Source organism: Pseudomonas sp. CLCA07 (assembly GCF_053615335.1).
The window spans coordinates 3140560-3166526 of the sequence record NZ_CM132131.1 but is presented as its reverse complement, the minus strand read 5'-3'; the positions used below and the strand labels follow the sequence as shown (position 1 = coordinate 3166526).

Here is a 25967-nt window from a genome sequence, read left to right as displayed (position 1 = left end):
TCCATACGGCAGATTGGCGATCCGTGTTGCTTTCCGGGCAGCCATCGCGGGCAAGCCCGCTCCCACATTGGTTTTGTGAACGCCGTCAGTCAACTGTGGGAGCGAGCCTGCTCGCGAAAGCTTTTGAACCGGAACTCAAGTTACTGACTGACCACACAGCCAGACGTTCAAGGCGAATGCGTGATGTCAGCCAAATCGTCGACGGCCAGTGCCCCGGTGTCCGACGTTTCCAGCACCACATACGCGCTGCTACAAAACAGCGAGTTCAGACGTTTCATGTCGGCAATCAACTCCAGGTGCAACGAACTGGTTTCGAGGCTTTGCACAATCTTACGTTGCAACCGGCTGACATGGGCATGGGCCAGACGCCGTTCCTGTGCGCGAAAGCGACGTTTTTCACGCAACAACTGGCGGGCACTTTCCTTGTCAGAACTCAGGAACACGGACAACCCCAAGCGCAGATTGGAGATTAACTGACTGTGCAGCCCCGCCAACTCCTCCAGGCCAACGTCGGAAAAAGACCGACGCTGTGAGGTTTTCTGCTGCTGAACCTTACGCAACATGCGTTCGATCAGGTCGCTGGCGAGTTTGAGGTTGATCGCCAACTCAATGATTTCTGCCCAGCGCCGGCTGTCCTGGTCGCTGAGGTCTTCGCGGGGCATTTGCGCCAGATAGAGCTTGATCGCGTTGTAGAGTGCTTCGACATCATCGGTCAGGCGACGCATTTCCTGGGTCACGGCGGTTTGCTTGCCGTGCAGCACATCGAGCATCGCTTCAAGCATGTTGTCGATCAGATCGCCCATGCGCAGGGTTTCCCGGGCCGCATTGGCCAACGCCAGGCTCGGTGTGGCCAGCGCTGTCGGGTCGAGGTGCCGGGCTTTGGCCATTCCGTTGGCTTCCGGCCGCTCCGGCAACAGCCAGGCGCACAACCTGGCCATCCCCCCGACGCTGGGCAGCAGGATCAAACAACGCGCGGTGTTGTAGAGCAGGTGGAAGCCAATCACCATTTCCTGAGGGCTGAAGTCCAGGCTATCCATCCAGTGCACCAGCGGATCGAGCACCGGGATGATCAGCAGTAAACCGATCAGCTTGTACAACAGGCTACCGAGCGCGACCTGACGGCCAGCGGCGTTTTGCATGCTGGTGCTGAGGAACGCGAGGATGCCACTGCCAATGTTCGCGCCAATCACCAGGCCGATGGCCACTGGCAGACTGATCACATTGGCGCCGGCCAGGGTCGCGGTCAGCAGGACGGCCGCGAGACTGGAGTAAGAGACCATCGCGAACAGCGCACCTATCAACGCATCGAGCAGGATGTCGCCGGTCAGTGAGGCGAAAATCACCTTCACCCCTTGCGCATGGGTGATCGGTCCGGCGGCTTCGACGATCAGTTGCAGCGCCAGAATGATCAGGCCCAGGCCAATACAGACCCGGCCCATCTGCCCGACCCGGGTCTGTTTGCGCGACAGGAAGAAAATCACCCCGACAAAGATCAGCAAAGGCGAGAGCCACGACAAATCGAACGTCAGCACCCGCGCCATCAGCGCCGTACCGACGTCGGCGCCGAGCATGGTCGCCAGAGCCGGGGTCAACGCCATCAGGCCCTGACCGACAAACGAGGTAACGAGCATGGCGGTGGCATTACTGCTCTGGACCATCGCCGTCACCACGATCCCGGCGACAAACGCCAGCCATCGCTTGGACATGTTCCGGCCAATCACATGGCGCAGGTTCGTGCCATAAACCCGCAGGATGCCGGTTCGGACGATGTGCGTGCCCCAGATCAACAAGGCCACGGCGGATAACAAATTGAGCAGGGTGAGCATAAAGGCCCCCTGTGGTGGTCGCGCCCCAAAGGGGCAAGTTGACGGTACTGCGCTTTTTTCTACGTTCTGTACTTAAGCTGTAGTTGGCTAACGGTCTGGACGCCAGCATTGCATAGCTAGAGACGTGAATGAAACAGGACTGTCATGAAAAAAGCGCCACCCTTGTGGGAGCGAGCCTGCTCGCGATGGCGGCGTTGCCAGCAACTGCGGCAAGCCTTGGAGCGACTTTTCATTCGCTGAAGTAATCCGCCCCCACGCTGACATCGATCAGATACTTCGCCGTCTTCGGATCTCGCTCGTCACAGCGAGCGTAGCATTTGACGTTGAGCGCAAGTCTGTATCGGTGTGGTACCAACAGCACGGTCACCATTACGTGATCAAACAACTCGGCTTGGAGAGCTCGTTTATCTGCCTCGGTGGCGGTTTTGACCCAAGGATTTCTATCTGCACTCCACAGTATCCAACCCGCATTTTTTAGCTGGTTCTGCAGCTGATCAAGCACAACAATCAACTGGTCGAACGGCAAGGTTTCAAGCATCGGCGAAGTAGTCAGGGTAATCGCTTTGAAATCGGACCACCCAATCGCACCAAACTTTGTAGCTGGCAACGTGAATCCATGTTGTTTGTCATCAAAGGTGAAAATGACTGGGGTGCTAATCCAGGTTGAGCTCGGGTGAGGTGGCTCACTTGGATAAATGGCAGTTTTACGTAACACAGGAAACGTCGAATCCCTCACGACGCTTTCGTATGGCTTACCGATGTGAATAACCAAAAAATCCATTGGGTAGTGAAAAGAAGTCAGGCAAATAAAGAGCATGAAAAACACTGCTCTGCGCCAACATATAACTTTCCGCTTGTAGGGCTTCCTCATGTGCCGCTTCGATCCCGGCCCACACTGATATCGATCAGATATTTAGCCGTCGTCGAATCACGCGAACAGCGTGTATAGCACTTGATCAAAAGCAGCAGACTGTATTTTCCCGGCACATACAAATCAATGCCCACAGGCTGATCGAATAGCTTGACCTGCAGTCGCTCACGCTCTGCAGCAGAGTCGACACTAAACCAGTCGTTATTTTCCAAAGGCTCAAGCATCCACCCTCCGGACTTGAGGGTGTTTTGTACATCCACCAATCGATCCACAGCCTCCGTGAATGGCATCGTTTCAGACATGGGCGATGTGGTTACAGTCGAGACTTTCTGTCCTCCATAAGTAACGGCACCAAACACCGTCGGAGGAAGTTTGAATCCATAAACGGGATCATCAAACTCAATGACAGTCGGGCTGCTGATCCACGTGGAACCAGGTCTTGGAGGATCTTTCGCGTTATTAGGGTCACCTGGATAGATGGCCGTTTTGTCTTCGACTGGGAAAGTTGAGTCTTTGATGACCTGTTCGTAGGGCTTTCCGATATGGACGGATAAGGTTTTGGTGCTCAAACGGGCATACATCAAGCTTCCCGACACCAGAAGAATGAAAACAATCAAAATCAACCAGCGCTGCTTTGATTCAGTCACTGTCGCACTCCATTTCCACTTGCGATGTCGGTTATAGAGGTTTGCAGCTGTCTTTCAGTCGCTGGATTGTTTAGCAGAGAATTGAACTGTGCTGCGGCCCGAAGCACGAACTTCATCCTTTGATCCTTATCCGCCAGATTTGCCAATGGGTTGCTGCTGAAAGTGACGCTTCGACTGTCGGGTGCTTTGCACTGACTGGCCAAGGTAAGCTGTATCCCCTCTGGAACGCCGGAAAGCAGGCCAGTAACGACGGAAACGATGTCAGAGGCGTGCGTTCCACGGATCAGCGAGGCGAAGTGCACATCGTCATACATCGCCGGTTGCAGAATATTGATCTGCTCGTGCGCAGCCATGTAGTTAACGCTGTCGGCGATGTTTCCCGCTTCGATTGCTTCAAAGGTATCAAAAATTTCTTTATGGGCAACGCCGAAACGGACGCTATCACCGATGGGCCAAATCACGTCTTTTGCGATGTCTATCCGACTTCTCAGGCATTTCTCCATTTCCTTATATCCCCGGACCATGAAAAACCGATGCAGGGGATAAACATCCAGAAATAGTGACGTGTTTCCCAACGCTAACATCTCGTACACATAGTCGAGTTGTTGTTGAACCAGCGACCGAGAATTGTCGCCGAGAGTGATGTCCGTCGTGGGCACCGGATTCTCAGACCTGGCTTTGTCTACTTCAGACTGAATCTCAGGATCAGTTCGACTAAGCTTGAACCCAAGCCCTTCAAATAAGGTTTCTGATGGGGCCTGACGCAATTTTTGGTGGGCTTCCTTTTCTGCGGCAATTCCTTTTTGCAACTTGGCAGCGTGCAACAACCCACACCCCACCTGCTTCGAAGCAAACGCCGCCAACCCCGCCCATTGAAACCGGTTATCCGCCAGCCACAACTGCGCATAGGCGGCGTTGATCTTGCGGTTGCGTGCTTGTGGGTCGGTGATCAGCACGCCACCCGGTGCGACCCATTCTTCGGCTTCTTTCTGAAACCGGCGCCACAGGCAGTTGCAGGTCAACAACGGCACTTCGACGCGGGTCTTCGGGTTGGGGCCGCCCGTGGTGGTTTCGCGTTTGCAGGCGGGCAGTTCGCAGGTGCTGTCCCAGAGTTTTTTCATGTCCAGGTCTTCTGGCGCGATGCATTGTCCGGTCATTTGATTCTTCCTTGAGGCTTAGACGGTCCAGCGAACGACGGCGAGGTCGGGTTTTAGCGTGGCGACGCTTTGGGTCATGCCCAAGGCGTTGGTCTGGCCTTTGACGATGCGGCCTTCGGCGGTTTCGATTTCGTAGTTTTGTTCGGCTATCGGTTCGCCATTGCCGGCGCTGACGGCTTTGAATTCCACGATGGGCTGGCCAATGATTGGCAGGGGTGGAATGAAGGGCGCGGGGGTGTGGGTGCTGCCGATGATGACGTTTCCGGAACCGCCGATTATTACGCCGCCATGGCTCGTGGTGCCATCGAGGGTCATGGCGTTCAAGCCGTTGATGAACACAGTTGATGAAAAGCTGCCGCTGAGCGCTTGGCCGCAGGTGCATTTGTCGCTGACTCTCGCTGCGGCGAGGCCATTGAAAAACACGTCGGGGGAGCCGCTGGCGATGGGGTTGGTGCCATGGCCCGGAAGCGGGCAGGTGGTCGGGTCCGTGACGCGTGCAGCCGGTTTTCCAGACATATGCACTCCTTGTCATTGTCGTTTGATGCGAGCGGGGGACGCTAACCACCGGGGTGCTGTGCGTCAACCTTGGAGTGCGACCGTATCAAGCACCACACGGATTGGCTGTAGGAAAACGCTTAAATGTTCGAGAGCTTGGAGTCGTGTTTAAAAACACTCCGAGTTACTTCTCGGAGGCTACAACACCTTGCGTCGTTGCCTACGGCTACTCCAGAATCCGCCGGCTTGTGCGCCTTGAACCCGGCCCCTATCGTTTCCCTGTCGCTGAAAACAGTGATCGGGTTTGGTAGCCCGGAGTTCTGGCGCATAGCCACTTTCTGCGGCCGCTTTTTCAGGTCGCAGCTTTATGGTGGCCATGCGCAGGGTCCCTTCGGGGGCGCCGGTTCCAGTACTCCGGTCTACCAACCTGTGTATGGCCACCACCCCTCGTTTGGTAGCGAGTGTGATGGCTCCACGTAACCAGTACTGGAGTTCTATCTATGTTCAAGGTAACGCCCAACCCACCGGACACCGATCCGGTCCCCCACGACTTCCCACCGCGCAAACCCAGCACCATCTTCCTCATAGACCCCAAGGTCGATAACGAAACCCTGCTCGCGCATGCCTGCGAATCGTTGGCGTCAGCCAGCGTCATGGCCAGTGATTTCGCCGGGTTTCTGGAGGGCCCGCAACGCAACACCTTGCTGGGAATTCAGCAGGTGATCATGCTCGGGGAGTTGGCGGTGAATCGAGTGCTGGATAACCTCGATCCGCCGGCTAACCACTAATCCCTAAACCTTGCGCAAAAAAATGTGGGAGCGAGCCTGCTCGCGATGGGGCCTTCACATTCAACATTACTGTTGACTGAAAGACCGCTATCGCGAGCAGGCTCGCTCCCACAGGTTTTGCGCAGTTCCCGGGTTTATTGGCCCGGAATGTCCTTGCGCAGTTTCACCGGATCTTGCTGTTTTTTCTTTTTCGCGATGGCGGTGCGCATCCTGATGTTGATCGCTTCAACCGCCAGCGAGAACGCCATGGCGAAGTAGACGTAGCCTTTTGGCACGTGTACGTCCAGGGATTCGGCAATCAGCACGGTACCGACGATCAGCAGGAACGACAGCGCCAGCATCTTCAGCGACGGGTGCTTGTCGATGAACTCGCTGATGGTGCCGGACGCCCACATCATCACCAGCACGGCCACGACGATCGCGGCGACCATGACAGGAACGTGGGAGACCATGCCGACTGCGGTGATGACCGAGTCCAGCGAGAACACGATGTCGATGATCGCGATCTGAATGATGGTGTAGAGGAAGTTGCCACCCTTGCCCGAAGGCTCGTCGCTGGTTTCGTCTTCACCTTCCAGCGCGTGGTACATCTCTTGCGAGCTCTTCCACAGCAGGAACAGGCCACCGAAGAACAGGATCAGGTCTCGCCCGGAAATTCCCTGGTCAAACACCACGAACAAGTCCGCCGTGAGGCGCATGACCCAAGTGATAGAGAGCAGCAACAGGATCCGCGTGATCATGGCCAGCGCCAGACCGAAAATCCGGGTGCGCGCCTGCATGTGCTTGGGCATGCGGCTGACCAGGATCGAAATCATGATGATGTTATCGATACCCAGGACGATTTCCAGGGCGGTCAGGGTAAAGAAGGCAACCCAGATTTCAGGGTTGGTCAGCCATTCCATGTGTATTCCTTTGAGCGATTGTTAAACCACGAAAGGCCCGGACTTCAAACAGCGAAGAGCGGACCCGTCATGGTGAGTCTTTGGTTATAGAGTGCTAAACAGCGGAAAAATCCCCATCAGCAATGCTGCAACCAGTATGCACAGGCACACCAGCACTGCCCACTTCAGGGTAAAGCGCTGATGGTCACCAAATTCAATACCAGCCAGCGCCACCAACAAGTAGGTCGATGGTACCAGCGGGCTCAACAAGTGGACGGGCTGACCGACGATCGAGGCACGTGCCATTTCAACTGCGGTTATACCGTAATGACTGGCGGCTTCGGCAAGAACTGGTAACACGCCGTAATAAAATGCGTCGTTCGACATGAAAAACGTGAACGGCATGCTCACGAGTGCCGTGATCACCGCCAGGTACGGGCCGAGGAAATCCGGGATGACCGCCAACAGGCTTTTGGACATCGCATCGACCATGCCGGTGCCGGTCAGGATACCGGTGAAAATACCGGCGGCGAAGATCAGGCCGACCACCGACAGAACGCTACCGGCGTGGGCCGCAACGCGATCCTTCTGCATTTGCAGGCAAGGATAGTTGACGATCATCGCGATACTGAACGCGACCATGAACAGCACCGGCAGCGGCAACAGGCCGGCGACCAGCGTGCACATCAGGGCCAGGGTCAGGAAGCCGTTGAACCAGATCAGCTTCGGACGACGCGCGTCAGGGAACTGCGAAACGCTGATTTCACTGTGGTCGATTTCATCGCCAATCAGGTGCAATTCACCCAGACGAGCACGCTCGCGTTTACCGTAGAAGTAGGCAATCGCCAGGATCGCCAGCACACCGGCAAACATTGCTGGAATCATCGGTACGAAAATATCGGACGGGTCCACATGCAGTGCGCTGGCCGCGCGAGCGGTCGGGCCGCCCCATGGGGTCATGTTCATCACGCCACCGGCGAGGATGATCAGACCGGCCATGATCCGCGGGCTCATGCCGATGCGGCTGTACAGCGGCAGCATGGCGGCCACGCAGATCATGTAAGTGGTCGCGCCGTCCCCATCAAGGGAAACGACGAGCGCCAATACGGCGGTGCCGACCGAAACTTTCAACGGGTCGCCCTTGACCAGTTTGAGGATCTTGCGCACGGCCGGGTCAAACAGGCCGGAGTCGATCATCAGGGCAAAGTACAGAATGGCAAACATCAGCATCACGCCGGTCGGCGCGAGCTTGGTGATGCCTTCGAGCATCATTGGGCCGATTTTCGGCGCAAAACCGCCGAACAGGGCAAAGAGGATCGGGATGATGATCAAGGCGATCAGCGCGGACAGGCGCTTGGTCATGATCAGGAACATGAACGTGATGACCATGGCGAAGCCAAGGAAAGTCAGCATGGGAGTACTCCAGGCGTAGCGCGGCTAAGGGAAATGGGCGAACCGGGTAAGGTCAGCGCAGAACGGGAAGCACGAGGCGTACGGGCGGAGTGACAGCGAAGTGGCGGGTAGCAGAGGACATCAGGATCACCATTGTTGTTGTTAAATGGGCCGTGCGAGCGATAAAACGCTGGCACTGGCCAACCGGTCTGTTGCCGGCAGTGGGGGCGATCCTAATCGGGGAAGCTTTCAGCCAGCTTTCGGTGGTGAAAGCATTGCGCGGATGTGCAACCGGTCGTCGGACCGAGTTGCGGCCTTCGCGGGCAAGCCCGCTCCCACAGTAGGTCTGCGCCATGCACAGATCTGTGACTAATGGAGCTCTAATGTGGGAGCGGGCTTGCCCGCGAAGGCGTCGGTAAATACACCTCAGGAGGAAACATCATGGTCGACATTCACACAGGCGGCTGCCACTGCGGAAATCTGCGCTATCAATTCAGCGGACCATTGAACGACATCGCCCACTGCCATTGTTCGATCTGCCGGCGGGTCAGCGGCGGCATTGTGACCACTTGGATCACGGTGCCCGCGTCGGCCTTTCAATGGGTGAAAGGCGCACCCACGCAGTACGAGTCTTCTTCAACTGGCGTGCGCTATTTCTGCTCAAACTGTGGGGCGCAACTGGCGTTTATGACCCATCTCAGCCCCGAGAGCATCGACGTGACCATCGCCACCCTAGATCATCCGGAACTGGCGCCAGCCGAGCGGCATATCTGGACCGACAGCCGTTTGCCCTGGCTGCACCTGGATGAGCATTTACCCGGCGAAGCTGAAGAAACGATCTGATCAGAAAGTAGACAGATCCAGCGGCCGGATCGCGCCCATCCAGATCGCGTGCTCAGTATGGTCAAGCAAGTCATCGCCCGTGTCCGGGTGCAGGAACACCACCAACCCCTTGCGGTTGAGCGCCAGCCACGGCAGTAGATCGCCGATGAGTTCGGGGCCGAACGCCAATTGGCAGCTCCAGTCCGGGTGCGGACCCACCGAGCGCTCATGCACGCGGCCCATCTTCAGCGGGAACAACTGAGTCGCCTGCTCGCACAAGGCCCGTGCCTGGTCGACCGTGTTGGCATCGAAATAAACGTGGGCGTGATAGCCCTTGATCCGTTGCATCTGAAACCCTCAAATCCTGTTCGAACCCTTGACGATCCCCGCAGCCCACACGTCATATACTCAAGGGAGGAGGAGTCTCAGCCATGAAAAACGCGGAAACCCCGGTGGTCAAAGTAGTGCTTTATGGTGCCATGAGTAGCCTGGGCAGTGCGCTGATTGTGCAAATGCTGCACCGCCAACATGAAGTGATCGCCATTCTGGATGACCTGACGGCGCTGGCGCCGCGCCCGGGCCTTCGAACTAAAACCGGTCACCTGTTCGAGGCACAACGCGTTAAACAAAGTGTGGCGGGCTGCTCGGCTGTCATCTGCCTGTTAGACGCACCCGGGTTGCCGTTCAACAGCGAATCCGTGGAAAAAACCATCGTGGTGGGCCCGGTCGAACAAGTGCTGGCCGTGGAAGCACTGGTCGACGGCATGCAAGCCGCCGGGGTGCACCGGCTGTTTCTGGTGGGCGATTTTGAAGTGCTGGATGATTCAGAGACAGAGGATCAGCTTCAACTCCACGCCGCCCAAGAAATCCGCGAGTCGCTACAAGACAGTGCCTTGAAGTGGACCCTGGTGAATGCGCCACGCGGTGTACCCGGGTTGAGCATCGAACATTTCAGCCATGTTCCCAGCCACCTGGAGCCGGGGCTGGCCGAACCGCTGGAACGTCTGAACCGGGTAGCGGTGGGCATCGCCGATGAGCTGCGGCTGAACCTGCACATCGGCGAACACGTTAACTTCGTCGCAACCGACCCTAAATAGCGATAGAGGCAGAGACGGGATACAGCATCAGTAACCGCGCTCACCTCCCATCTCAATGAACAATCGATGCCTGTTCTACCGTACTTTTAACTGGAGCTGTCCATAATCTTGGAACAGCCGAGTGATGCAGAATGACCATCAGCAACCCCGCCCCCGCGCATATCCACCACAAGAGAAAGCCACCATAGACGCCGTATAACCATGTACCCAAACCTGGTCCATACAGCGAATGGCCTAACCAGGCGGCGCTGAATATCCCCAAATATTTACCTCTTTGACGCCCCTGCGAACGGTTCATAACAGACAGGGTCCAGACCGGCGTCAGCAATAACTCGGCAGCGGTGAGAACCAACATCGTCAACACGGCCCAGATAATATGGCTGCCCATGTTCAAAAGCAGAAAAGCTCCGCTGAGTAGTAGGCCTCCCACGCGCGATGCGATGACCACTCCGTGTCGTTCGATCATTCGACTCACGGGCAATTGCAATACCACTACGAGCAGAGCATTCATGGAAAACAAGTAGGCGATCCACTGTGCAGTGGCATCAATGTGCTCTCGCAGGAAGATCCCGAACGTGCCGTACATCTGATCGAATATACCCAAAGCCAGCAACTGGCCAAGTATGAAGACAAGAAAAAAACCGTCTCTCCAAGGGGAGCTCGCTACATCCTCGCCAGTGTCCTTGTGCACTAACTCAATACCCGCCGGCAGCCACAAACCAGTGTTTTTTTTCAAGGCATAGCCGAGCAGTAAAAAGCCACCAAACAAATTCAGTAACCCTTGAAATAGAAACACGTATCCGTAACCAAAAACGACCAATGCTCCAGCCATAACGCCCGCTAGGGCGACTCCCAGATTGAACACCACCCGATGCAGCCCCTGCACACGCACCTGTAATTCTTGCGGGCTGCCCTCCATCACCAGACGCAAATTGGCCGGACGAAACGCACCGTCAAAAACACCTACCAGAGGCACCACGATCAGTAACATTTCAAGGGGTGGAGCCATCGCCAGAGAGGCCGCAAAAATGCCGCTCAACAGCAAAGAAATCCCGGTTGCCCATTGCGAATCCAGGCGCTCCGACAATACCCCCCCGACATAAGCTCCGAGGATACATCCGAAGCCATAGGCCGCCATGAGCCAAGCAATAGTGGAAAACTCGTACCCATACACCTCAAGGAAGTACAACGGCATAAACAGTTTAACGATACCGCCGGCGCTATTCAGCAAGGTCGCCAACAGTTGGAGTTGTACCGCTCGATGCAGGGTTAGAATCATTTTATTTATCAGTTAATTAGAAGACGAAGTAGCGATATGTACGATGTCGTCATGCCAACCTTTGGACAAACGAACTTTTGCTGCTTTGGCCAATGATTCGGCCAACATCATAGCTTGCTCCGCTGAGTCCTGAGAGACGATGATCGAGCCTATGCCCCCTTGGTTCTTGTAATAAATCGCACAGATGCGCTCACTAACTCTCGACTAAAAAACAATCACACACAAAAATCTCATATACAATAATTTTTATTACTGGCTTATTTAGAAAACTCTGTAGGCCTATTCCTAACATCCCGTTATTACTGGTCAAAACTGCACTTCAGGCGAATACCTCCCCGAGGACAATTAACATTATAGGAAAATTCTTACATACTTCAGTTAAGAAACCATGTCGTTCGTAACTTCTAGCCTCTCGAATTTACAGATCGATAATTCGAACTATCCTCAATCTATTTTTCAACGAAAAACAATAAGAGGATCAGATGGACTAAACCGAATTCATACCGCGATGGACGGTAATGGAAGGCCATTGAGCGATTGTGCACTGCTGGCTTGCTCGGCCATCAACCAGTCCACAAACTGTTGAATCAACGCCCCACGTCGTTTTCGCTGGGGCAACACCACGTAATAGCCCAGCCTGGACATCGCGGACTCCGCAATGGGTCGACATAACAAACCCTGCGCCAGCAAGTTATCCACAAGGTGCCGCCAGCCAATCGCGACACCTTGGCCGCCAATCGCCGCTTGAATCAGCAGCGTGTAATTGTCGAAGCGCAGTTGCCCAGGCGCCGGTGCCGACGTTATCCCCAATTCGCGAAACACGCCGCTCCAGTCAAACCAGTTGCTGCTGTGTTCGCCACGCAAGTGTAGCAATGGAAACTCCAACAGCGACTGAGCCGGCAAGGGCAGGGGACGATCCTTGAGCAACAACGGACTGCACACCGGGAACACCTCTTCGCTGAACAGCCAATGGCTTTCACCCTGTTTGAAGCGCCCCTCGCCGAACAACACCGCCACATCGATATCGGTGCGCAACATGTTGTGACTGCGCTCGCTGGTGACCAGGCTGACATCGATGTGAGGATTGGCCGCATGAAAGCGGTGCAAACGGGGCATCAGCCAATACGCCGCGAAGGCAAAGTCGGTCGCCACCTGCAACACTTCATGTTGTTGCTGCGCACTGATCGCGCTCAATCCTGCGTCGATATTCTGCAAACCGAGCTGAACCTGCTCGAAAAGAATAGTCCCGGCTTCTGTCAATTCAATGCCCCGGTAGATGCGGTCAAACAGCCGCGTCCCGAGTTGCTCCTCCAGCCGTTTGATCTGCTGACTGACTGCCGGCTGCGTGGTGCCAAGCTCCACCGCTGCGGCGGTGAAGCTGCGATGACGGGCCGCCGCTTCAAAGACACGCAGCAAGTCCAGGGACAAATCACCAAGGGCGTCATACATAAGCTGGGCTAATCCTAGTCATTGCCCGGCATGGGCTTTACCGCAAAGAGCGTGGGTAACATGCTCGATCGCAGCACTTTCGCATAAATATTCACTATGGAATGCCGCGATCACATGAAGCGCAAGAACATTCTTTTCATCATGGCCGATCAAATGGCCGCGCCAATGTTGCCGTTCTACGGTCCTTCGCCAATCAAACTACCGAATCTCTGCCGCCTCGCCGCCGAAGGCGTGGTGTTCGACGCCGCGTATTGCAACAGCCCCTTGTGCGCGCCGTCGCGATTTACCCTGGTCAGCGGTCAGTTGCCGAGCAAGATCGGCGCCTATGACAACGCGGCTGATTTCCCCGCCGATGTACCGACTTATGCCCACTACTTGCGTCGCCTCGGTTACCGCACCGCGCTGTCGGGCAAGATGCACTTTTGTGGCCCGGACCAGCTCCATGGCTACGAAGAACGCCTGACCAGCGACATCTACCCGGCCGATTACGGTTGGGCGGTGAATTGGGACGAGCCGGATGTGCGCCCGACCTGGTATCACAACATGTCATCGGTGCTGCAAGCCGGACCCTGCGTGCGCACCAATCAGCTGGATTTCGACGAAGAGGTGGTGTTCAAGGCCCAGCAATATTTGTTTGATCACATTCGCGAAGACGGCGACCAGCCGTTTTGCCTGACCGTTTCGATGACGCACCCACACGATCCGTACACGATTCCCAAGGCGTTTTGGGATATGTACGACGATGCCGACATCCCGCTCCCCAAAACCCCGGCACAATCCGAACTCGATCCGCATTCCCAGCGTTTGCTCAAGGTTTACGACCTGTGGGACAAGCCGCTGCCTGTGGATAAAATTCGTGACGCGCGCCGCGCCTACTTCGGTGCGTGCAGCTATATCGACAGTAACGTCGGCAAACTCCTGCAAACCCTCGAAGAAACCGGGCTGATCGAAGACACAATCATCGTGTTCTCCGGCGACCATGGCGACATGCTCGGCGAGCGCGGGCTCTGGTACAAAATGCACTGGTATGAAATGGCCGCGCGGGTACCGCTGTTGATCAGTGCGCCGGGGCAGTTCGGGGCAGGGCGAGTCAGCGCCGCCGTCTCCACTGCCGACCTGCTGCCTACATTCGTGGAACTGGCCGGCGGCTCGCTGGAGCCGGGCTTGCCGCTGGACGGTCGCTCGCTGGTTTCGCACCTGCAAGGGCAGGGCGGTCACGACGAAGTGTTTGGCGAATACATGGCCGAAGGCACCATCAGCCCGTTGATGATGATCCGTCGCGGTGCTTACAAATTCATCTACAGCGAAGACGACCCGTGCCTGCTCTTCGACGTACACAACGACCCGCGCGAACTGGAAGAACTCAGCCAATCGCCGCAACATCTTCAGCTTTTCGAAGAATTTCTAGCCGAGGCACGCGCCAAATGGAACATCCCGGCGATTCACCAGCAGGTGCTCGCCAGCCAGCGTCGTCGGCGCTTTGTTGCGGACGCACTGACCCTCGGCAAGCTGAAGAGCTGGGATCATCAGCCGCTGGTGGACGCCAGTCAGCAGTACATGCGCAACCACATCGACCTCGATGATCTGGAGCGCAAAGCACGTTATCCACAACCCTGCCAAAACCAATAATGTTAAGGGGAAGTCCATGAAAAGGTTATCCACAGTACTGACGGTCGGGCTTCTGGCTCTGGGCAGCGCATCGGTGTATGCCGATCAAAGCTGCGAGACGGTGAAAATGGCCGACCCTGGCTGGAGCGACATTGCCGCGACCAACGCCTTCACCGGGTTTCTGCTGGATGGCATGGGCTACAAGGCCAAAGTCGACACCCTCGCGGTGCCGATCACCTTTGGCGGGTTGAAGGATGGTCAGGTTGATGTGTTCCTGGGTAACTGGATGCCGGCGCAGCAGGGCTTCTACGATAAGTTCGTGGCCACGGGCGATGTCACGCAGTTGGCGAAGAACCTTGAAGGCACCGAGTTCACGCTTGCGGTTCCGGACTACGTCTGGGACGCGGGTGTGCATGACTTTGCCGACCTGAACAAGTACGCCGACAAGTTCGACAAGAAGATCTACGGCATTGGCTCCGGCGCGCCAGCCAATATTTCGCTGCAGGAAATCATCAAGAAGAATGATTTCGACATGGGCCAGTGGAAACTCGTCGAGTCCAGCGAGCAGGCAATGCTGGCTGAAGTGTCCCGCGCGGTGAAAAAACAGAAATTCGTGACCTTTCTCGGCTGGACTCCGCATCCGATGAACGTGCAGCTGAAAATGCATTATTTGAAAGGCGGCGAGAAATATTTCGGTGATACCGGCAGCGTCCATACCTTGACCCGCAGGGGGTACGCTGAAGCCTGTCCGAACGTTGGCAAGCTGTTGACCAACCTGAGTTTCACCCAGGACATGGAGAACAGCATCATGGCTGAGGTGGTGAACAAGAAAGTCAGCAATGCGGACGCGGCCAAGGCGTGGATCAAGGCCAATCCGGCGGTGCTGGATAAGTGGCTCGATGGCGTGAAAACCGCAGATGGCAAAGATGCGTTGCCAGCAGTTAAAGCCAAATTGTAAGGCTCGAAGAGACGCCATCGCGAGCAGGCTCGCTCCCACAAGTTCGCGTATCCACCTGTGGGAGCGAGCCTGCTCGCGAATCGATTTTTGTCCTTGCGCCACTGCGACTGAAACACCACCCTGTCAGCTTATGCCACCCCCTGACGAGAGGACCCATGGCCTTCCCCAGCCGCCATTCACTCTTCCCCTTCCTCAGTTGGTTGCCCCGGCAAACCCGCGCCAGCGTCGGGCGTGACCTGATCGTCGGCCTCAGCGGGGCAATTCTTGCGTTGCCGCAATCCATTGCCTACGCGCTGATCGCAGGGCTCCCACCGGAATACGGTTTATACGCCGCGATCATCCCGGTGTTGATTGCTTGTCTCTGGGGTTCGTCGTGGCACTTGATCTGCGGTCCTACGGCGGCGATTTCTATCGTCTTGTACGCCAGCGTCAGTCCTCTGGCCGTTCCCGCATCAGAGGACTACGTCACCCTGATCCTGCTTCTGACGTTGCTCGCCGGTATTTTCCAGTGGTTGCTCGGTTTGCTGCGCTTCGGCGCCCTGGTGAATTTCGTCTCGCACTCAGTGGTGCTGGGTTTCACCTTGGGCGCGGCGGTGGTGATCGTCATCGGGCAATTGCCGAACCTACTGGGGCTGGATTTGCCCAGCCAGGCCACGGCGCTGGACAGCTTCCTGGTGCTGTTCAAGCATCTCAGCGCTTTCGATAAACCGTCGCTGGCGCTAGGCCTGGCGACGGTCGTTGTCGGCGCGGTCCTGAAGTTGTTGCTGCCTCGCTGGCCGACACTGCTGATTACGCTGATTCTGGGCGGGTTGCTGGTGTGGTTCTGGCCATCGATGTTCGTCCATGTGAAGTTGGTCAGCGCGTTTGTCGGACGCCTGCCGCCCTTCAGTCCGTTGCCGCTGGACCTGGACCTGATCCTGCGTTTGCTGCCGAGCGCGGTGGCCGTGGGAATGTTGGGGCTGGTGACCAGCCTGTCGATTGCCCGCTCCCTGTCGGCGCGCTCGCAGCAGTTGATCGACGCCAACCAGGAAGTCCGCGCCCAAGGTCTATCGAACATGGTCGGGGCGTTTTTTTCCGGCTCGTTGTCCGCCGGTTCCTTCACTCGTTCGGGCCTGAGCTACGAAGCAGGCGCCTGTTCACCGATGGCCGGTGTTTTTTCAGCCGTGTGGGTGGCGCTGTTTGCCATCTTCGGTGCGGAGTTAATCGCCCATATCCCGATCCCGGCCATGGCTGGCAGCATTCTGTTAATCGCGTGGGGACTGGTGGACCATCGCGGTATTCGCGCCTTGTTGCGGGTCAGCCACGCCGAGTTCCTGGTCATGGCGCTGACCTGTGTCGCCACGCTCCTGCTGGAGTTGCAGACGGCGATCTACGCCGGGGTGCTGGCATCCTTGTTCTTCTACCTCAAACGCACCTCGCAACCGCGGGTCCAGCATTCGCGCGAAGGCGATGAAGACATTCTGCGGGTAGGCGGGTCGATCTTTTTCGGCGCCAGCCATTATCTGCAAGTGCGCCTGCAACGCCTGCACGGCGCGCGCGTGGTGATCGAGGCGCAGCAGATCAACTTCATCGACTATTCAGGGGTGGAAATGCTGCACCAGGAAGCGCGACGGCTGTTGAAGCAGGATCGCAGCCTGACACTGCGGCGCGCGCGGCCGCAGGTGGTGGAGGAGTTGAGGAAGCTGGAAGGGGCGGAGAAGTGCCCGATCCGTTTCGAAGACTGAACACACGCCCTGTAGGAGCATGGCTTGCCCGCGATTGAGGCGCCGCGGCGTATCAGGCACACCGCGTAATCGTTCATCGCGGGCAAGTCGGGTCGCCGCACCGCTTGCTCCTACAGTGCCAATTGGCGGCGCAGTTCGGCCAGCACCGGCGCCGTATCCGGGCGCACACCGCGCCACAGGAAAAAGGCTTCTGCCGCCTGTTCAGCGAGCATGCCCAAACCATCCATCGACACTGCCGCGCCCTGTTCCGTAGCCCAACGGCAGAACGAAGTCGGCTCCTTGCCATACATCATGTCGTAGCAAACGGTTTTACCCGGCTCGATCAAACTGCCGGCAATCGGCGGCACATCCCCTGACAGGCTCGCTGACGTCGCATTGATGATCAGGTCCACCGACTCTTTCAACCAGTCGAAACTACTGGCCGAGACCGGGCCCAGGTCTGCGAACAATTCCGCCAGTAGCTCGGCTTTTTCCACGGTGCGGTTTGCGATCACCAAGGAGGCCGGTTGTTCGGCCAGCAACGGTTCCAGTGCACCGCGCACCGCGCCCCCAGCGCCAAGCAGCAGGATGCGTTTGCCCTTGAGGCTGAAACCGGCGTTGACCGTAAGGTCCCGCACCAGCCCGGCGCCGTCGGTGTTGTCACCCAGCAACGTGCCATCGGCGAGTTTGCTCAAGGTGTTCACCGCGCCGGCCCGCTGCGCGCGCTCCGTCAGGCTGTCGGCCAGGCGGAAAGCGTCTTCCTTGAAGGGCACCGTCACATTCGCTCCGCGACCTTCGCGGAAAAACGCCCGGGCAAAGTCGGAAAAATCGTCGAGTGGCGCCAGCGAGGTGCTGTAGTCCAACTGCTGCGCGGTTTGCTCGGCGAACAAACGGTGGATCAGCGGCGACTTGCTGTGGCCAATCGGGTTACCGAATACGACGTAACGGTCCATCAGAACTCCTCGTTCAGGCCTCGGCCAACCAATCGCGGTCTTGCAGGAAATACTCGGTCAAGCGCGCTTCTTCGCTGCCCGGCTCGGCTTTCCAGTCATAGCCCCAGCGCACTTGCGGTGGCAACGACATAAGGATCGACTCGGTACGCCCGCCCGATTGCAGGCCGAACAGCGTGCCTCGGTCGTAGACCAGGTTGAATTCCACGTAGCGGCCGCGACGGAATTCCTGGAACTCACGCTGCTTGGCGGTGAACGCATCATTTTTGCGGCGTTGCACAATTGGCAGATACGCGTCGATATACGCATCGCCGATGGCGCGCATGAACGCGAAGCTGGTGTCAAAGTCCCACTCGTTCAAGTCATCGAAGAACAGACCACCGATGCCGCGCGGCTCGTGGCGATGCTTGATGTGGAAATAGCTGTCGCACCAGGCTTTGTAGCGCGAATAGACGTCCGGACCGAACGGCGCACAGGCCTGCTCGGCGACGCGGTGCCAGTGCACGCAGTCTTCTTCATTGCCGTAGTAAGGCGTCAGGTCGAAGCCGCCGCCGAACCACCAGACCGGTTCCTCACCCTCTTTTTCAGCAATGAAAAAGCGCACGTTGGCGTGGGAGGTCGGCACATGCGGGTTGTGCGGGTGAATGACCAATGACACGCCCAAGGCTTCGAAGCCACGGCCGGCCAATTCCGGGCGATGAGCGCTGGCGGACGGTGGGAGACCGCTGCCAAAGACGTGGGAAAAGTTGACGCCGCCCTTTTCGATCACTGAGCCGTTTTCGATCACGCGGGTGCGACCGCCACCGCCGGCAGCCCGGGTCCAGGCGTCTTCGACGAAGGGTGTGCCGCCATCTTCGGCTTCCAGCGCAGCACAAATACGGTCTTGCAGGTCAAGCAGATAGGCTTTTACGGCCTCGGTGCGGGTCGTCATGTCATCACCTTGAATCGGGCAAAGCTACGCGGCGCTCCATCGGAGCGGAGGACCGACGCAAATGGGCGCGTAGCATAACATCGCCGATGGGCCTGCCGCAGTTGACGAAGATCAAGCTTGGGAGTTCGATAGGGAGCTTCGTGCTACACCTCCCGTAGCCAAGACCCAAGGAGTAGGCAGATGGCTAAGCGTATCCAGTTCCGCGCCCATGGCGGTCCCGAAGTACTCGAGTACGTCGATTACCAACCCGCCGAGCCCGGCCCGCAGCAGGTCCGCGTCACCAACAAGGCCATCGGCCTGAATTTCATCGATACCTATTACCGCAGCGGTCTGTATGCACCACCCGCTTTGCCATCGGGTGTGGGTTCGGAAGGCGCAGGCGTGGTCGAAGCGGTGGGAAGCGAGGTCACGCGCTTCAAGGTCGGTGATCGCGTGGCGTATGGCAGCGGGCCGTTGGGTGCCTACAGTGACGTTCACGTATTGCCCGAGGCCAATCTGGTGCTGCTGCCGGATGCGATCAGCTTCGAAACGGCTGCCGGGGTCATGCTCAAGGGCCTGACCGTGCAGTACCTGCTGCGTCAGACTTATGAGCTCAAGGGTGGCGAAACCATCCTGTTCCACGCCGCTGCCGGCGGTGTCGGTTCGCTGGCCTGCCAATGGGCCAAGGCCTTGGGCGTAAAGTTGATCGGTACGGTCAGCTCGCCCGAGAAAGCCGCGCTGGCCAAAGCCAACGGCGCTTGGGCGACCATCGACTACAGCCATGAAAACGTCGCTCAACGTGTGCTGGAATTGACGGACGGGAAGAAAGTGCCGGTGGTGTATGACGGCGTCGGTAAAGACACCTGGCTGACGTCGCTGGACAGCGTATCCCCACGCGGTCTGGTGGTGAGTTTTGGCAACGCGTCGGGTGCGGTGGACGGGGTCAATCTGGGGATTTTGTCGGCGAAGGGTTCGCTGTACGTGACCCGGCCGACGCTGGCGACTTACGCCAACAACGCCGAGAACCTGCAGCGGATGGCGGATGAGTTGTTTGAGATGATCATCACCGGGAAGTTGAACGTGGACATCAGCCACACGTATTCGTTGGCTGATGCGGCGAAGGCGCAGACCGAGTTGTCGGCGCGACGCACGACGGGTTCGACTGTTCTGCTGCCGTAACACCGGACTGTGGCGAGGGGGCTTGCCCCCGTTGGGCTGCGAAGCGGCCCCAAAAAAGGACTGCTGCGCAGTCCAACGGGGGCAAGCCCCCTCGCCACATTAATCGGGGCGCACGATGTGGCCGGTCGCCAGATCCCGAATGACGCTCGGGTTCTTGCGCCCACCGAGATTCCCGCCCAACACCAAATCCACCTGCCCGCGGAAATACTGCTCCACGCGAATCCGCGTGCGCGCTGCCGGACGCCCCTGCGGGTTGGCCGAGGTTGAAACCAGCGGCCCGACTGCTGCGCACAAATCCCGCACCAGCGGGTGATCGCTGACCCTGAGCGCCACCGTTTCATGCACCCCGGTGATCCACTGCGGCAACAAATTCTGATGCGGCACCAGCCAGGTGTTCGGTCCCGGCCAAGTGCTGGCCATGCGGTCCATCCACAGTTCCGGGAAGTCTTCGAAGAGAAAATCGAATTGCCGGATGTTGTCGGCAACCAGAATCAGGCCCTTCTCCACCGACCGGCCCTTGATCATCAGCAGGCGATACACCGCCTCTTCGTCCCACGGGTCGCAACCCAGCCCCCAGACCGCTTCGGTTGGATAGGCAATCACCGCCCCTGCGCGAACGGCTTGCGCGGCTTGTTGCACTCGCCAACTGTTGACCATGAAAAACTCTCCGGAATAAGGCTTTGCGCAGTTTACCGATCTTCCTTATAAAACCTAGCTCACCCGCGCAAACCAGCGCCCGCTTTCGCACACGGCGCGACCCTCCATTTCCAGCTCCGTCAACGCGGCCAGCACTTTGGGCAAGGTCCAGCCGCTGGTGACGGACAGCGCTTCACTGGTGTGCGGGGCCGCGTGCAACAGCATAAGCAACGGATGGGTCACCGAGGGAGTCTCGGTGGACAACGGCAACTGTTGCCAGCCGCGCAAGGCTTCAAGGATATGTTCGATGGTTTCCACCAGCATCGCGCCGTCACGGATCAGTTGATGACAACCCTTGGCGCCAGGATGATGAATCGACCCAGGAATCGCATACACCTCGCGACCTTGCTCCGCCGCCAGCCTCGCGGTAATCAACGAACCACTCGCCACACTGGCCTCGACCACCAGCACGCCGAGGGACAATCCGCTGATGATCCGGTTACGCCGGGGGAAGTTGCTGGCAGCAGGGCCGGCGTCCAGCGGGAACTCCGAAAGCACCGCACTCCCGGACGCGATCATGGCATCGGCCAGTCGCCGATTGCGTTGTGGATAAAACTTTTCAAGTCCCGTGCCAAGTACGCCCACCGTTCGCCCGCCGACGTCCAAAGCGGCTTGATGCGCGGCAGCATCAATGCCCAGCGCCAGACCGCTGGTGATGACGAAACCGGCACCGGCCAGGCTGCGGGAAAACGCGGCGGCAGTGTCCATCCCCGGTCGCGAGGCGCTTCGGCTACCGACCATCGCCAACTGCGGTTTTTCCAGAATCCCCGGATCGCCCGCTACGAATAACAATGGCGGTGCGTCGCTGATTTCTGCGAGCAGCGCAGGGTATTCAGGTTGGTCCCACATCAGTAAATGCTGGCCCGGACGCTCTAGCCAGGCCAATGCGTGGCTGGCGCCATCGCGCACTTCATTGGTGCGCCGAGCCTCGGCACACGCCAGTGGCAATCCTAGCGAACGCCAGGCGCTGGCCGGAGCACTGATGGCTTTGGACGCCGAGCCGAAGGCCTCAAGTAATTTTTTGAACCGCGCCGGGCCGAGTTCCGGCAAACGGTGCAAACGTAAACGAGCTTCCAGTTCCGCAGGGGAAACCGGTGTAACGGCAGGCAGTGACATGGATCATCCTTGATCGTTATGAGCCCCGTCGAAACGGGAATAAGCTGTGGATAACTCTGTTGGTAACTTGTGGAGCCGCTTACGGATTTCGCACTTTGTCCATGACGGCCAGCGAGCGTGAAGCGTTGAGGACCAGACCGTAGCTGAGCTTGTCGTAGGTGCGGAAAACCATGAGCAATCCGGCCCGCTCATCGGGAATTTTCAGTGGCTGGCCGGTGATCCGGTCGCGCACGGTTTCGCCGGTTTTCATCACCACCAGTACGTTGCCTTCAGCCAAGCCATCACGTTGCCCCTTGTTCAGCGTGACCACATCCAGCGCGCCAATCTGCGTCACGCCACGCGGTACATCGATGATCAACCCGTTGACCTGTGTTTTCGGCGCACTGGGCATGAAGGTCGAGTTGATCGACCGTTCCTCACCACTGAACAAACGGTCGCCGAGACGCACTTCCTGCGTCGTGCGCTGCAAGGCGAGGGTCGCGACATCGCCTTCAGTGGCGACAATTTCGCCACCACCGATGTCATCGGCGTTAATCCCCAAAAACTCTTGGGTCTCGGGGTCGGTGTAGACCTTGCCCTGACGGAAGATCCCGTAAGCCGGCTGATCGGGATCGAAATGGCCGCGCGCGAAGATGCGGTCTCCGGTGCCGCTCAGCACACGTTCGGCATCGCCGGCCACGACATAAGGCGCCTTGTCGAAATCCTCGACCTTGTCGACGATGCGGTTGCTCAGCAAAAAACTGTTGATAGAACGCAGCGGAATGCTCGGAATGGCCTCGGCCACCGGCGAACTGCGCACCCGTGGCGAGAGCTTGATGGTGCCGCGCGAGGCGCCTCGATTGAGGGTCAGGCGCGGCTGGCCGTTGACGTAGACCAGTGACAGCGAGTCGCCGGGGTAGATGAGATCAGGGCTTTCGATGTGCGGATTGGCTTGCCAGAGCTCGGGCCATTGCCACGGCTGGCGCAGGTATTTACCGGAAATGTCCCAGAGTGTGTCCCCCGCAACCACTGTGTATTGCTGTGGAAAACCTTCCTTGAGTTGCACTTGCCCGTGCGCCAGACCGGCCGAAGCCAGAAGGAGCAAGGCGAGTAGTGATTTCCTCATGCGGTGAATCCCTTTATTATGTACGTTCGCGTGAAACGCTAGAGCCCTTGTGGCTCGCTCCTCGCTCTTTCCTGAAAAGAAAAGGGAGCTACGCTTCACAACGGTAGCCTGCCTCTTCGGACTCGCCAGGCCACCGACCCGACCTTACTTCACACGTGCAGTCATCAAGCTTATGGCCATTTTAGACATCCTCGAATTCCCCGACTCGCGCCTGCGCACTATCGCCAAACCTGTGGCCGTAGTGGACGACGAAGTGCGTCAGTTGGTCGATGACATGTTTGAAACAATGTATGAAGCGCCAGGCATCGGCCTCGCCGCAACCCAGGTCAACGTGCACAAACGTATCGTGGTCATGGACCTCTCCGAAGACCGCTCCGAACCACGGGTGTTCATCAACCCCGAGTTCGAAACCCTGACCGACGAGATGGAGCAGTATCAGGAAGGCTGTCTCTCGGTGCCGGGCTTCTACGAAAACGTCGATCGCCCGCAGAAGGTCAAGGTCAAGGCCCTGGACCGCGACGGACAGCCTTACGAACTGATCGCCGAAGGCCTGCTCGCCGTGTGCATCCAGCATGAATGCGACCACCTGAACGGCAAATTGTTCGTTGACTACCTGTCCAGTCTCAAACGCGACCGAATCAAGAAGAAACTGGAAAAGCTCCATCGCCAGAACGCTTGATGCCCTCCTTTCAAAGGCTTGCTGCGGCAAGCCTTTTTCTTTTGCGACTGCTTTGTAAATGAGAGTTTTACATGACTGAGCCACTGCGCATCGTCTTTGCCGGAACCCCGGAATTCGCCGCTGAACACCTCAAGGCCCTGCTCGACAGCCCTTACGAGATCGTCGCGGTCTACACCCAGCCGGACCGTCCGGCGGGCCGTGGGCAAAAGCTGATGCCGAGTCCGGTCAAGCAACTCGCACTGGAAAACAACATCCCGGTGCTGCAACCGCCGACCCTGCGCAACGAAGACGCTCAGGCTGAACTGGCCGCGCTCAAGCCAGACTTGCTGGTGGTGGTCGCCTACGGCCTGATCCTGCCGCAAGTTGTGCTGGATATTCCACGCCTGGGTTGCATCAACAGCCACGCGTCCCTGCTGCCACGCTGGCGCGGGGCCGCGCCGATCCAGCGCGCTGTCGAAGCGGGCGACAGTGAAAGCGGCGTGACCGTGATGCGCATGGAGCTGGGCCTGGACACCGGGCCGATGCTGCTCAAAGTCACCACGCCGATCAGCGCTGAAGACACCGGCGGCAGCCTCCATGATCGTCTGGCCGAACTGGGTCCACCGGCGGTGATTCAGGCGATTGCCGGCCTCGCTGCCGGCACGCTGGAAGGCGAAGTGCAGGACGACAGCCTCGCCACTTATGCTCATAAATTGAACAAAGACGAAGCGCGCGTCGACTGGACCCGCCCGGCTATCGAGCTGGAGCGTCTGGTGCGCGCCTTCAATCCATGGCCGATTTGCCACAGCACGCTGAACGGCGAAGCGCTGAAAGTACTCGCCGCGAGCCTCGCTGAAGGCAAGGGCGCGCCAGGCGAAATCCTCAGCGCCAGCAAGGACGGTTTGATCGTCGCTTGCGGTGAGCAGGCCTTGTGCCTGACCCGTCTGCAATTGCCCGGTGGCAAGGCGCTGAACTTCAGCGACTTGTTCAACAGCCGTCGTGAGAAATTCGCCGTCGGCACTGTGCTCGGTCAAGCGGCGGACGCTCAATGAACCCGCGTCTGGCCGCCGCCAAGGCACTCGCCGCTGTTCTAAATGGAAAAGCCTCGCTCAACAGTTCCCTGCCGACCCAAATGGACAAGGTTGAAGACCGCGATCGCGGCTTCACTCAAGACCTGGCGTTCGGCACCGCGCGCTGGCAGCCACGTTTGTCGGCGCTGGCGGCGAAACTGCTGCAAAAGCCCTTCAAGGCAGCGGATGCAGATGTCGAGGCGCTGCTGCTGGTCGGCCTCTATCAACTGCTCTACACCCGTGTTCCGGCCCATGCCGCCATCGGTGAAACCGTTGGTTGCGCCGACAAGCTGAAAAAGCCTTGGGCCAAAGCCTTGCTCAACGCCGTGTTGCGCCGCGCCCAGCGTGAAAGCGAAGCGTTGCTGGCCGAGCTTGAACACGATCCGGTGGTGCGTACCGCCCACCCGCGCTGGCTGCAAAAATCACTGAAAACATTCTGGCCCGAGCAATGGGAAGCCATTTGCGCGGCGAACAACGCGCATCCGCCGATGATTCTGCGGGTCAATCGTCGCCACCACACTCGCGACGCCTACCTTGGCTTACTGACCGAAGCCGGGATCGCCGCGACGCCGTGCGTTTACAGTCAGGACGGCATCATCCTTGAGGCCGCCGCCAACGTGCGCAGCCTGCCGGGCTTCGCCGAAGGCTGGATCAGCGTGCAGGATGAGGCGGCGCAACTGGCTGCCGACCTGCTCGACCTGGCGCCGGGCCAACGGGTGCTCGATGCCTGCTGCGCACCGGGCGGCAAAACCTGCCACATCCTTGAGGTCGAGCCAAAACTGGCCGGTGTCGTGGCGGTGGACCTTGAAGCCAAGCGTCTGGTGCGGGTGCGAGAAAATCTCGAACGCCTGAAATTGAGCGCCGAACTGATCGCCGCCGACGGGCGTGACACTGCCGTCTGGTGGGACGGCAAACCGTTCCAGCGCATCCTTTTGGACGCGCCGTGCTCGGCCACCGGCGTCATCCGTCGCCACCCGGACATCAAACTGACGCGCCAGCCCGATGACATCGCCGCGCTCGCAGTGCTTCAGGGCGAATTGCTCGATGCTATGTGGATAACCCTGGAAGTTGGCGGGATTCTGCTCTACGCCACGTGTTCCACGTTGCCGACTGAAAACACCGAAGTCATTGAAGCGTTCCTCACCCGTACGCCGGGCGCTCGTGAGCTGGACCTCGCCACGGCGGCCGGCATCAAGCAACCTCACGGTCGCCAGTTATTGGCCCAGGAAGGCGGTCACGACGGGTTCTACTACGCCAAGCTGATCAAGATTGCCGCCGCGCGCGGTTAACGGATTGAATGGAGTGACTGG

25 protein-coding genes are annotated in these 25967 nt (G+C 58.3%); 10 read left to right on the top strand and 15 right to left on the bottom strand.

The features are described 5' to 3' along the window. Positions 1–167 precede the first annotated feature (167 nt). From ACWGZX_RS14640 to ACWGZX_RS14620, 5 genes are all read right to left on the bottom strand, one after another. Positions 168–1826, bottom strand: a complete 1659-nt coding sequence (locus ACWGZX_RS14640) for a Na/Pi cotransporter family protein (RefSeq protein WP_452628812.1) — start codon at positions 1824–1826, stop codon at positions 168–170. A 229-nt stretch (positions 1827–2055) separates the two neighbouring features. Next, on the bottom strand, positions 2056–2643 hold the full coding sequence (locus ACWGZX_RS14635) for a hypothetical protein (protein ID WP_452629020.1): 588 nt from the start codon (positions 2641–2643) through the stop codon (positions 2056–2058). A gap of 50 nt (positions 2644–2693) precedes the next feature. Continuing rightward, positions 2694–3344, bottom strand: coding sequence for a hypothetical protein (locus tag ACWGZX_RS14630; RefSeq protein WP_223518863.1), 651 nt, complete (start codon positions 3342–3344; stop codon positions 2694–2696). Beyond that, positions 3341–4501: a DUF2515 family protein gene (locus ACWGZX_RS14625; RefSeq protein WP_452628811.1), complete on the bottom strand. Its 1161-nt coding sequence runs from the start codon at positions 4499–4501 to the stop codon at positions 3341–3343. Before ACWGZX_RS14625 ends, ACWGZX_RS14630 begins: the two co-directional genes overlap by 4 nt. An 18-nt stretch (positions 4502–4519) precedes the next feature. Next, positions 4520–5017, bottom strand: a complete 498-nt coding sequence (locus tag ACWGZX_RS14620; protein ID WP_452628810.1) for a PAAR domain-containing protein — start codon at positions 5015–5017, stop codon at positions 4520–4522. 479 nt (positions 5018–5496) lie between these two features. Between ACWGZX_RS14620 and ACWGZX_RS14615 the strand changes: the two genes are divergently transcribed. Beyond that, on the top strand, positions 5497–5784 hold the full coding sequence (locus tag ACWGZX_RS14615) for a DUF6124 family protein (RefSeq protein WP_223518856.1): 288 nt from the start codon (positions 5497–5499) through the stop codon (positions 5782–5784). Positions 5785–5918: 134 nt separating this feature from the next. Here ACWGZX_RS14615 and ACWGZX_RS14610 read toward each other — a convergent pair whose 3' ends face one another. Further along, a complete protein-coding gene (locus ACWGZX_RS14610; protein ID WP_452628809.1) occupies positions 5919–6686 on the bottom strand; it encodes a TerC family protein in 768 nt (255 codons plus the stop codon). An 84-nt stretch (positions 6687–6770) separates the two neighbouring features. Continuing rightward, a complete protein-coding gene (locus ACWGZX_RS14605; RefSeq protein WP_452628808.1) occupies positions 6771–8078 on the bottom strand; it encodes a CitMHS family transporter in 1308 nt (435 codons plus the stop codon). A 420-nt stretch (positions 8079–8498) separates the two neighbouring features. Here ACWGZX_RS14605 and ACWGZX_RS14600 point away from each other — a divergent pair, with 420 nt between their 5' ends. Then, positions 8499–8900: a GFA family protein gene (locus tag ACWGZX_RS14600; protein ID WP_452628807.1), complete on the top strand. Its 402-nt coding sequence runs from the start codon at positions 8499–8501 to the stop codon at positions 8898–8900. Here the strand turns inward: ACWGZX_RS14600 and ACWGZX_RS14595 are convergent, their stop codons facing one another. Further along, entirely contained in the window at positions 8901–9227 is a 327-nt protein-coding gene (locus ACWGZX_RS14595) for a DOPA 4,5-dioxygenase family protein (RefSeq protein ID WP_452628806.1), read from the bottom strand. 83 nt (positions 9228–9310) lie between these two features. Here ACWGZX_RS14595 and ACWGZX_RS14590 point away from each other — a divergent pair, with 83 nt between their 5' ends. Further along, positions 9311–9976, top strand: a complete 666-nt coding sequence (locus ACWGZX_RS14590) for an NAD(P)H-binding protein (protein WP_452628805.1) — start codon at positions 9311–9313, stop codon at positions 9974–9976. 52 nt (positions 9977–10028) lie between these two features. Here the strand turns inward: ACWGZX_RS14590 and ACWGZX_RS14585 are convergent, their stop codons facing one another. Then, complete coding sequence (locus ACWGZX_RS14585) at positions 10029–11255, bottom strand: MFS transporter (protein WP_452628804.1); 1227 nt, start codon at positions 11253–11255, stop codon at positions 10029–10031. Between the two features lie 498 nt (positions 11256–11753). Next, on the bottom strand, positions 11754–12704 hold the full coding sequence (locus ACWGZX_RS14580; RefSeq protein WP_452628803.1) for a choline sulfate utilization transcriptional regulator: 951 nt from the start codon (positions 12702–12704) through the stop codon (positions 11754–11756). Between the two features lie 114 nt (positions 12705–12818). On the opposite strand from ACWGZX_RS14580, the gene betC reads away from it, so the two are divergent. The 3 genes from betC (at position 12819) to ACWGZX_RS14565 (ending at position 16994) form a co-directional block, all read left to right on the top strand. After that, entirely contained in the window at positions 12819–14333 is a 1515-nt protein-coding gene (gene betC, locus ACWGZX_RS14575; protein WP_452628802.1) for a choline-sulfatase, read from the top strand. 16 nt (positions 14334–14349) lie between these two features. Next, positions 14350–15270: a choline ABC transporter substrate-binding protein gene (choX, locus tag ACWGZX_RS14570; protein ID WP_452628801.1), complete on the top strand. Its 921-nt coding sequence runs from the start codon at positions 14350–14352 to the stop codon at positions 15268–15270. Between the two features lie 155 nt (positions 15271–15425). Next, positions 15426–16994 carry a SulP family inorganic anion transporter gene (locus ACWGZX_RS14565; RefSeq protein ID WP_452628800.1) on the top strand — a complete coding sequence of 523 codons (1569 nt, stop codon included), beginning with the start codon at positions 15426–15428 and terminating at the stop codon, positions 16992–16994. A gap of 110 nt (positions 16995–17104) precedes the next feature. Here the strand turns inward: ACWGZX_RS14565 and aroE are convergent, their stop codons facing one another. Both aroE and hemF read right to left on the bottom strand, forming a co-directional pair. Beyond that, positions 17105–17926, bottom strand: a complete 822-nt coding sequence (gene aroE / locus ACWGZX_RS14560; RefSeq protein ID WP_452628799.1) for a shikimate dehydrogenase — start codon at positions 17924–17926, stop codon at positions 17105–17107. A 13-nt stretch (positions 17927–17939) separates the two neighbouring features. Next, positions 17940–18854: an oxygen-dependent coproporphyrinogen oxidase gene (gene hemF / locus ACWGZX_RS14555; protein WP_452628798.1), complete on the bottom strand. Its 915-nt coding sequence runs from the start codon at positions 18852–18854 to the stop codon at positions 17940–17942. A gap of 180 nt (positions 18855–19034) precedes the next feature. On the opposite strand from hemF, the gene ACWGZX_RS14550 reads away from it, so the two are divergent. After that, on the top strand, positions 19035–20012 hold the full coding sequence (locus ACWGZX_RS14550; RefSeq protein WP_452628797.1) for an NADPH:quinone reductase: 978 nt from the start codon (positions 19035–19037) through the stop codon (positions 20010–20012). 99 nt (positions 20013–20111) lie between these two features. Here ACWGZX_RS14550 and ACWGZX_RS14545 read toward each other — a convergent pair whose 3' ends face one another. The 3 genes from ACWGZX_RS14545 to ACWGZX_RS14535 form a co-directional block, all read right to left on the bottom strand. Next, positions 20112–20669 (bottom strand): L-threonylcarbamoyladenylate synthase, encoded by a 558-nt coding sequence (locus ACWGZX_RS14545; RefSeq protein WP_452628796.1) that lies wholly within the window; start codon positions 20667–20669, stop codon positions 20112–20114. A gap of 54 nt (positions 20670–20723) precedes the next feature. Further along, complete coding sequence (gene dprA / locus ACWGZX_RS14540; protein WP_452628795.1) at positions 20724–21824, bottom strand: DNA-processing protein DprA; 1101 nt, start codon at positions 21822–21824, stop codon at positions 20724–20726. Between the two features lie 79 nt (positions 21825–21903). Then, positions 21904–22929, bottom strand: a complete 1026-nt coding sequence (locus ACWGZX_RS14535; protein ID WP_452628794.1) for a LysM peptidoglycan-binding domain-containing protein — start codon at positions 22927–22929, stop codon at positions 21904–21906. A 172-nt stretch (positions 22930–23101) separates the two neighbouring features. On the opposite strand from ACWGZX_RS14535, the gene def reads away from it, so the two are divergent. The 3 genes from def (at position 23102) to rsmB (ending at position 25946) form a co-directional block, all read left to right on the top strand. Then, positions 23102–23608 (top strand): peptide deformylase, encoded by a 507-nt coding sequence (gene def / locus ACWGZX_RS14530; protein WP_452628793.1) that lies wholly within the window; start codon positions 23102–23104, stop codon positions 23606–23608. A gap of 71 nt (positions 23609–23679) precedes the next feature. Then, positions 23680–24639 carry a methionyl-tRNA formyltransferase gene (fmt, locus tag ACWGZX_RS14525; RefSeq protein WP_452628792.1) on the top strand — a complete coding sequence of 320 codons (960 nt, stop codon included), beginning with the start codon at positions 23680–23682 and terminating at the stop codon, positions 24637–24639. Beyond that, positions 24636–25946, top strand: a complete 1311-nt coding sequence (gene rsmB, locus ACWGZX_RS14520; RefSeq protein WP_452628791.1) for a 16S rRNA (cytosine(967)-C(5))-methyltransferase RsmB — start codon at positions 24636–24638, stop codon at positions 25944–25946. The genes fmt and rsmB overlap by 4 nt, the downstream gene beginning before the upstream one ends. Positions 25947–25967: the final 21 nt, after the last annotated feature.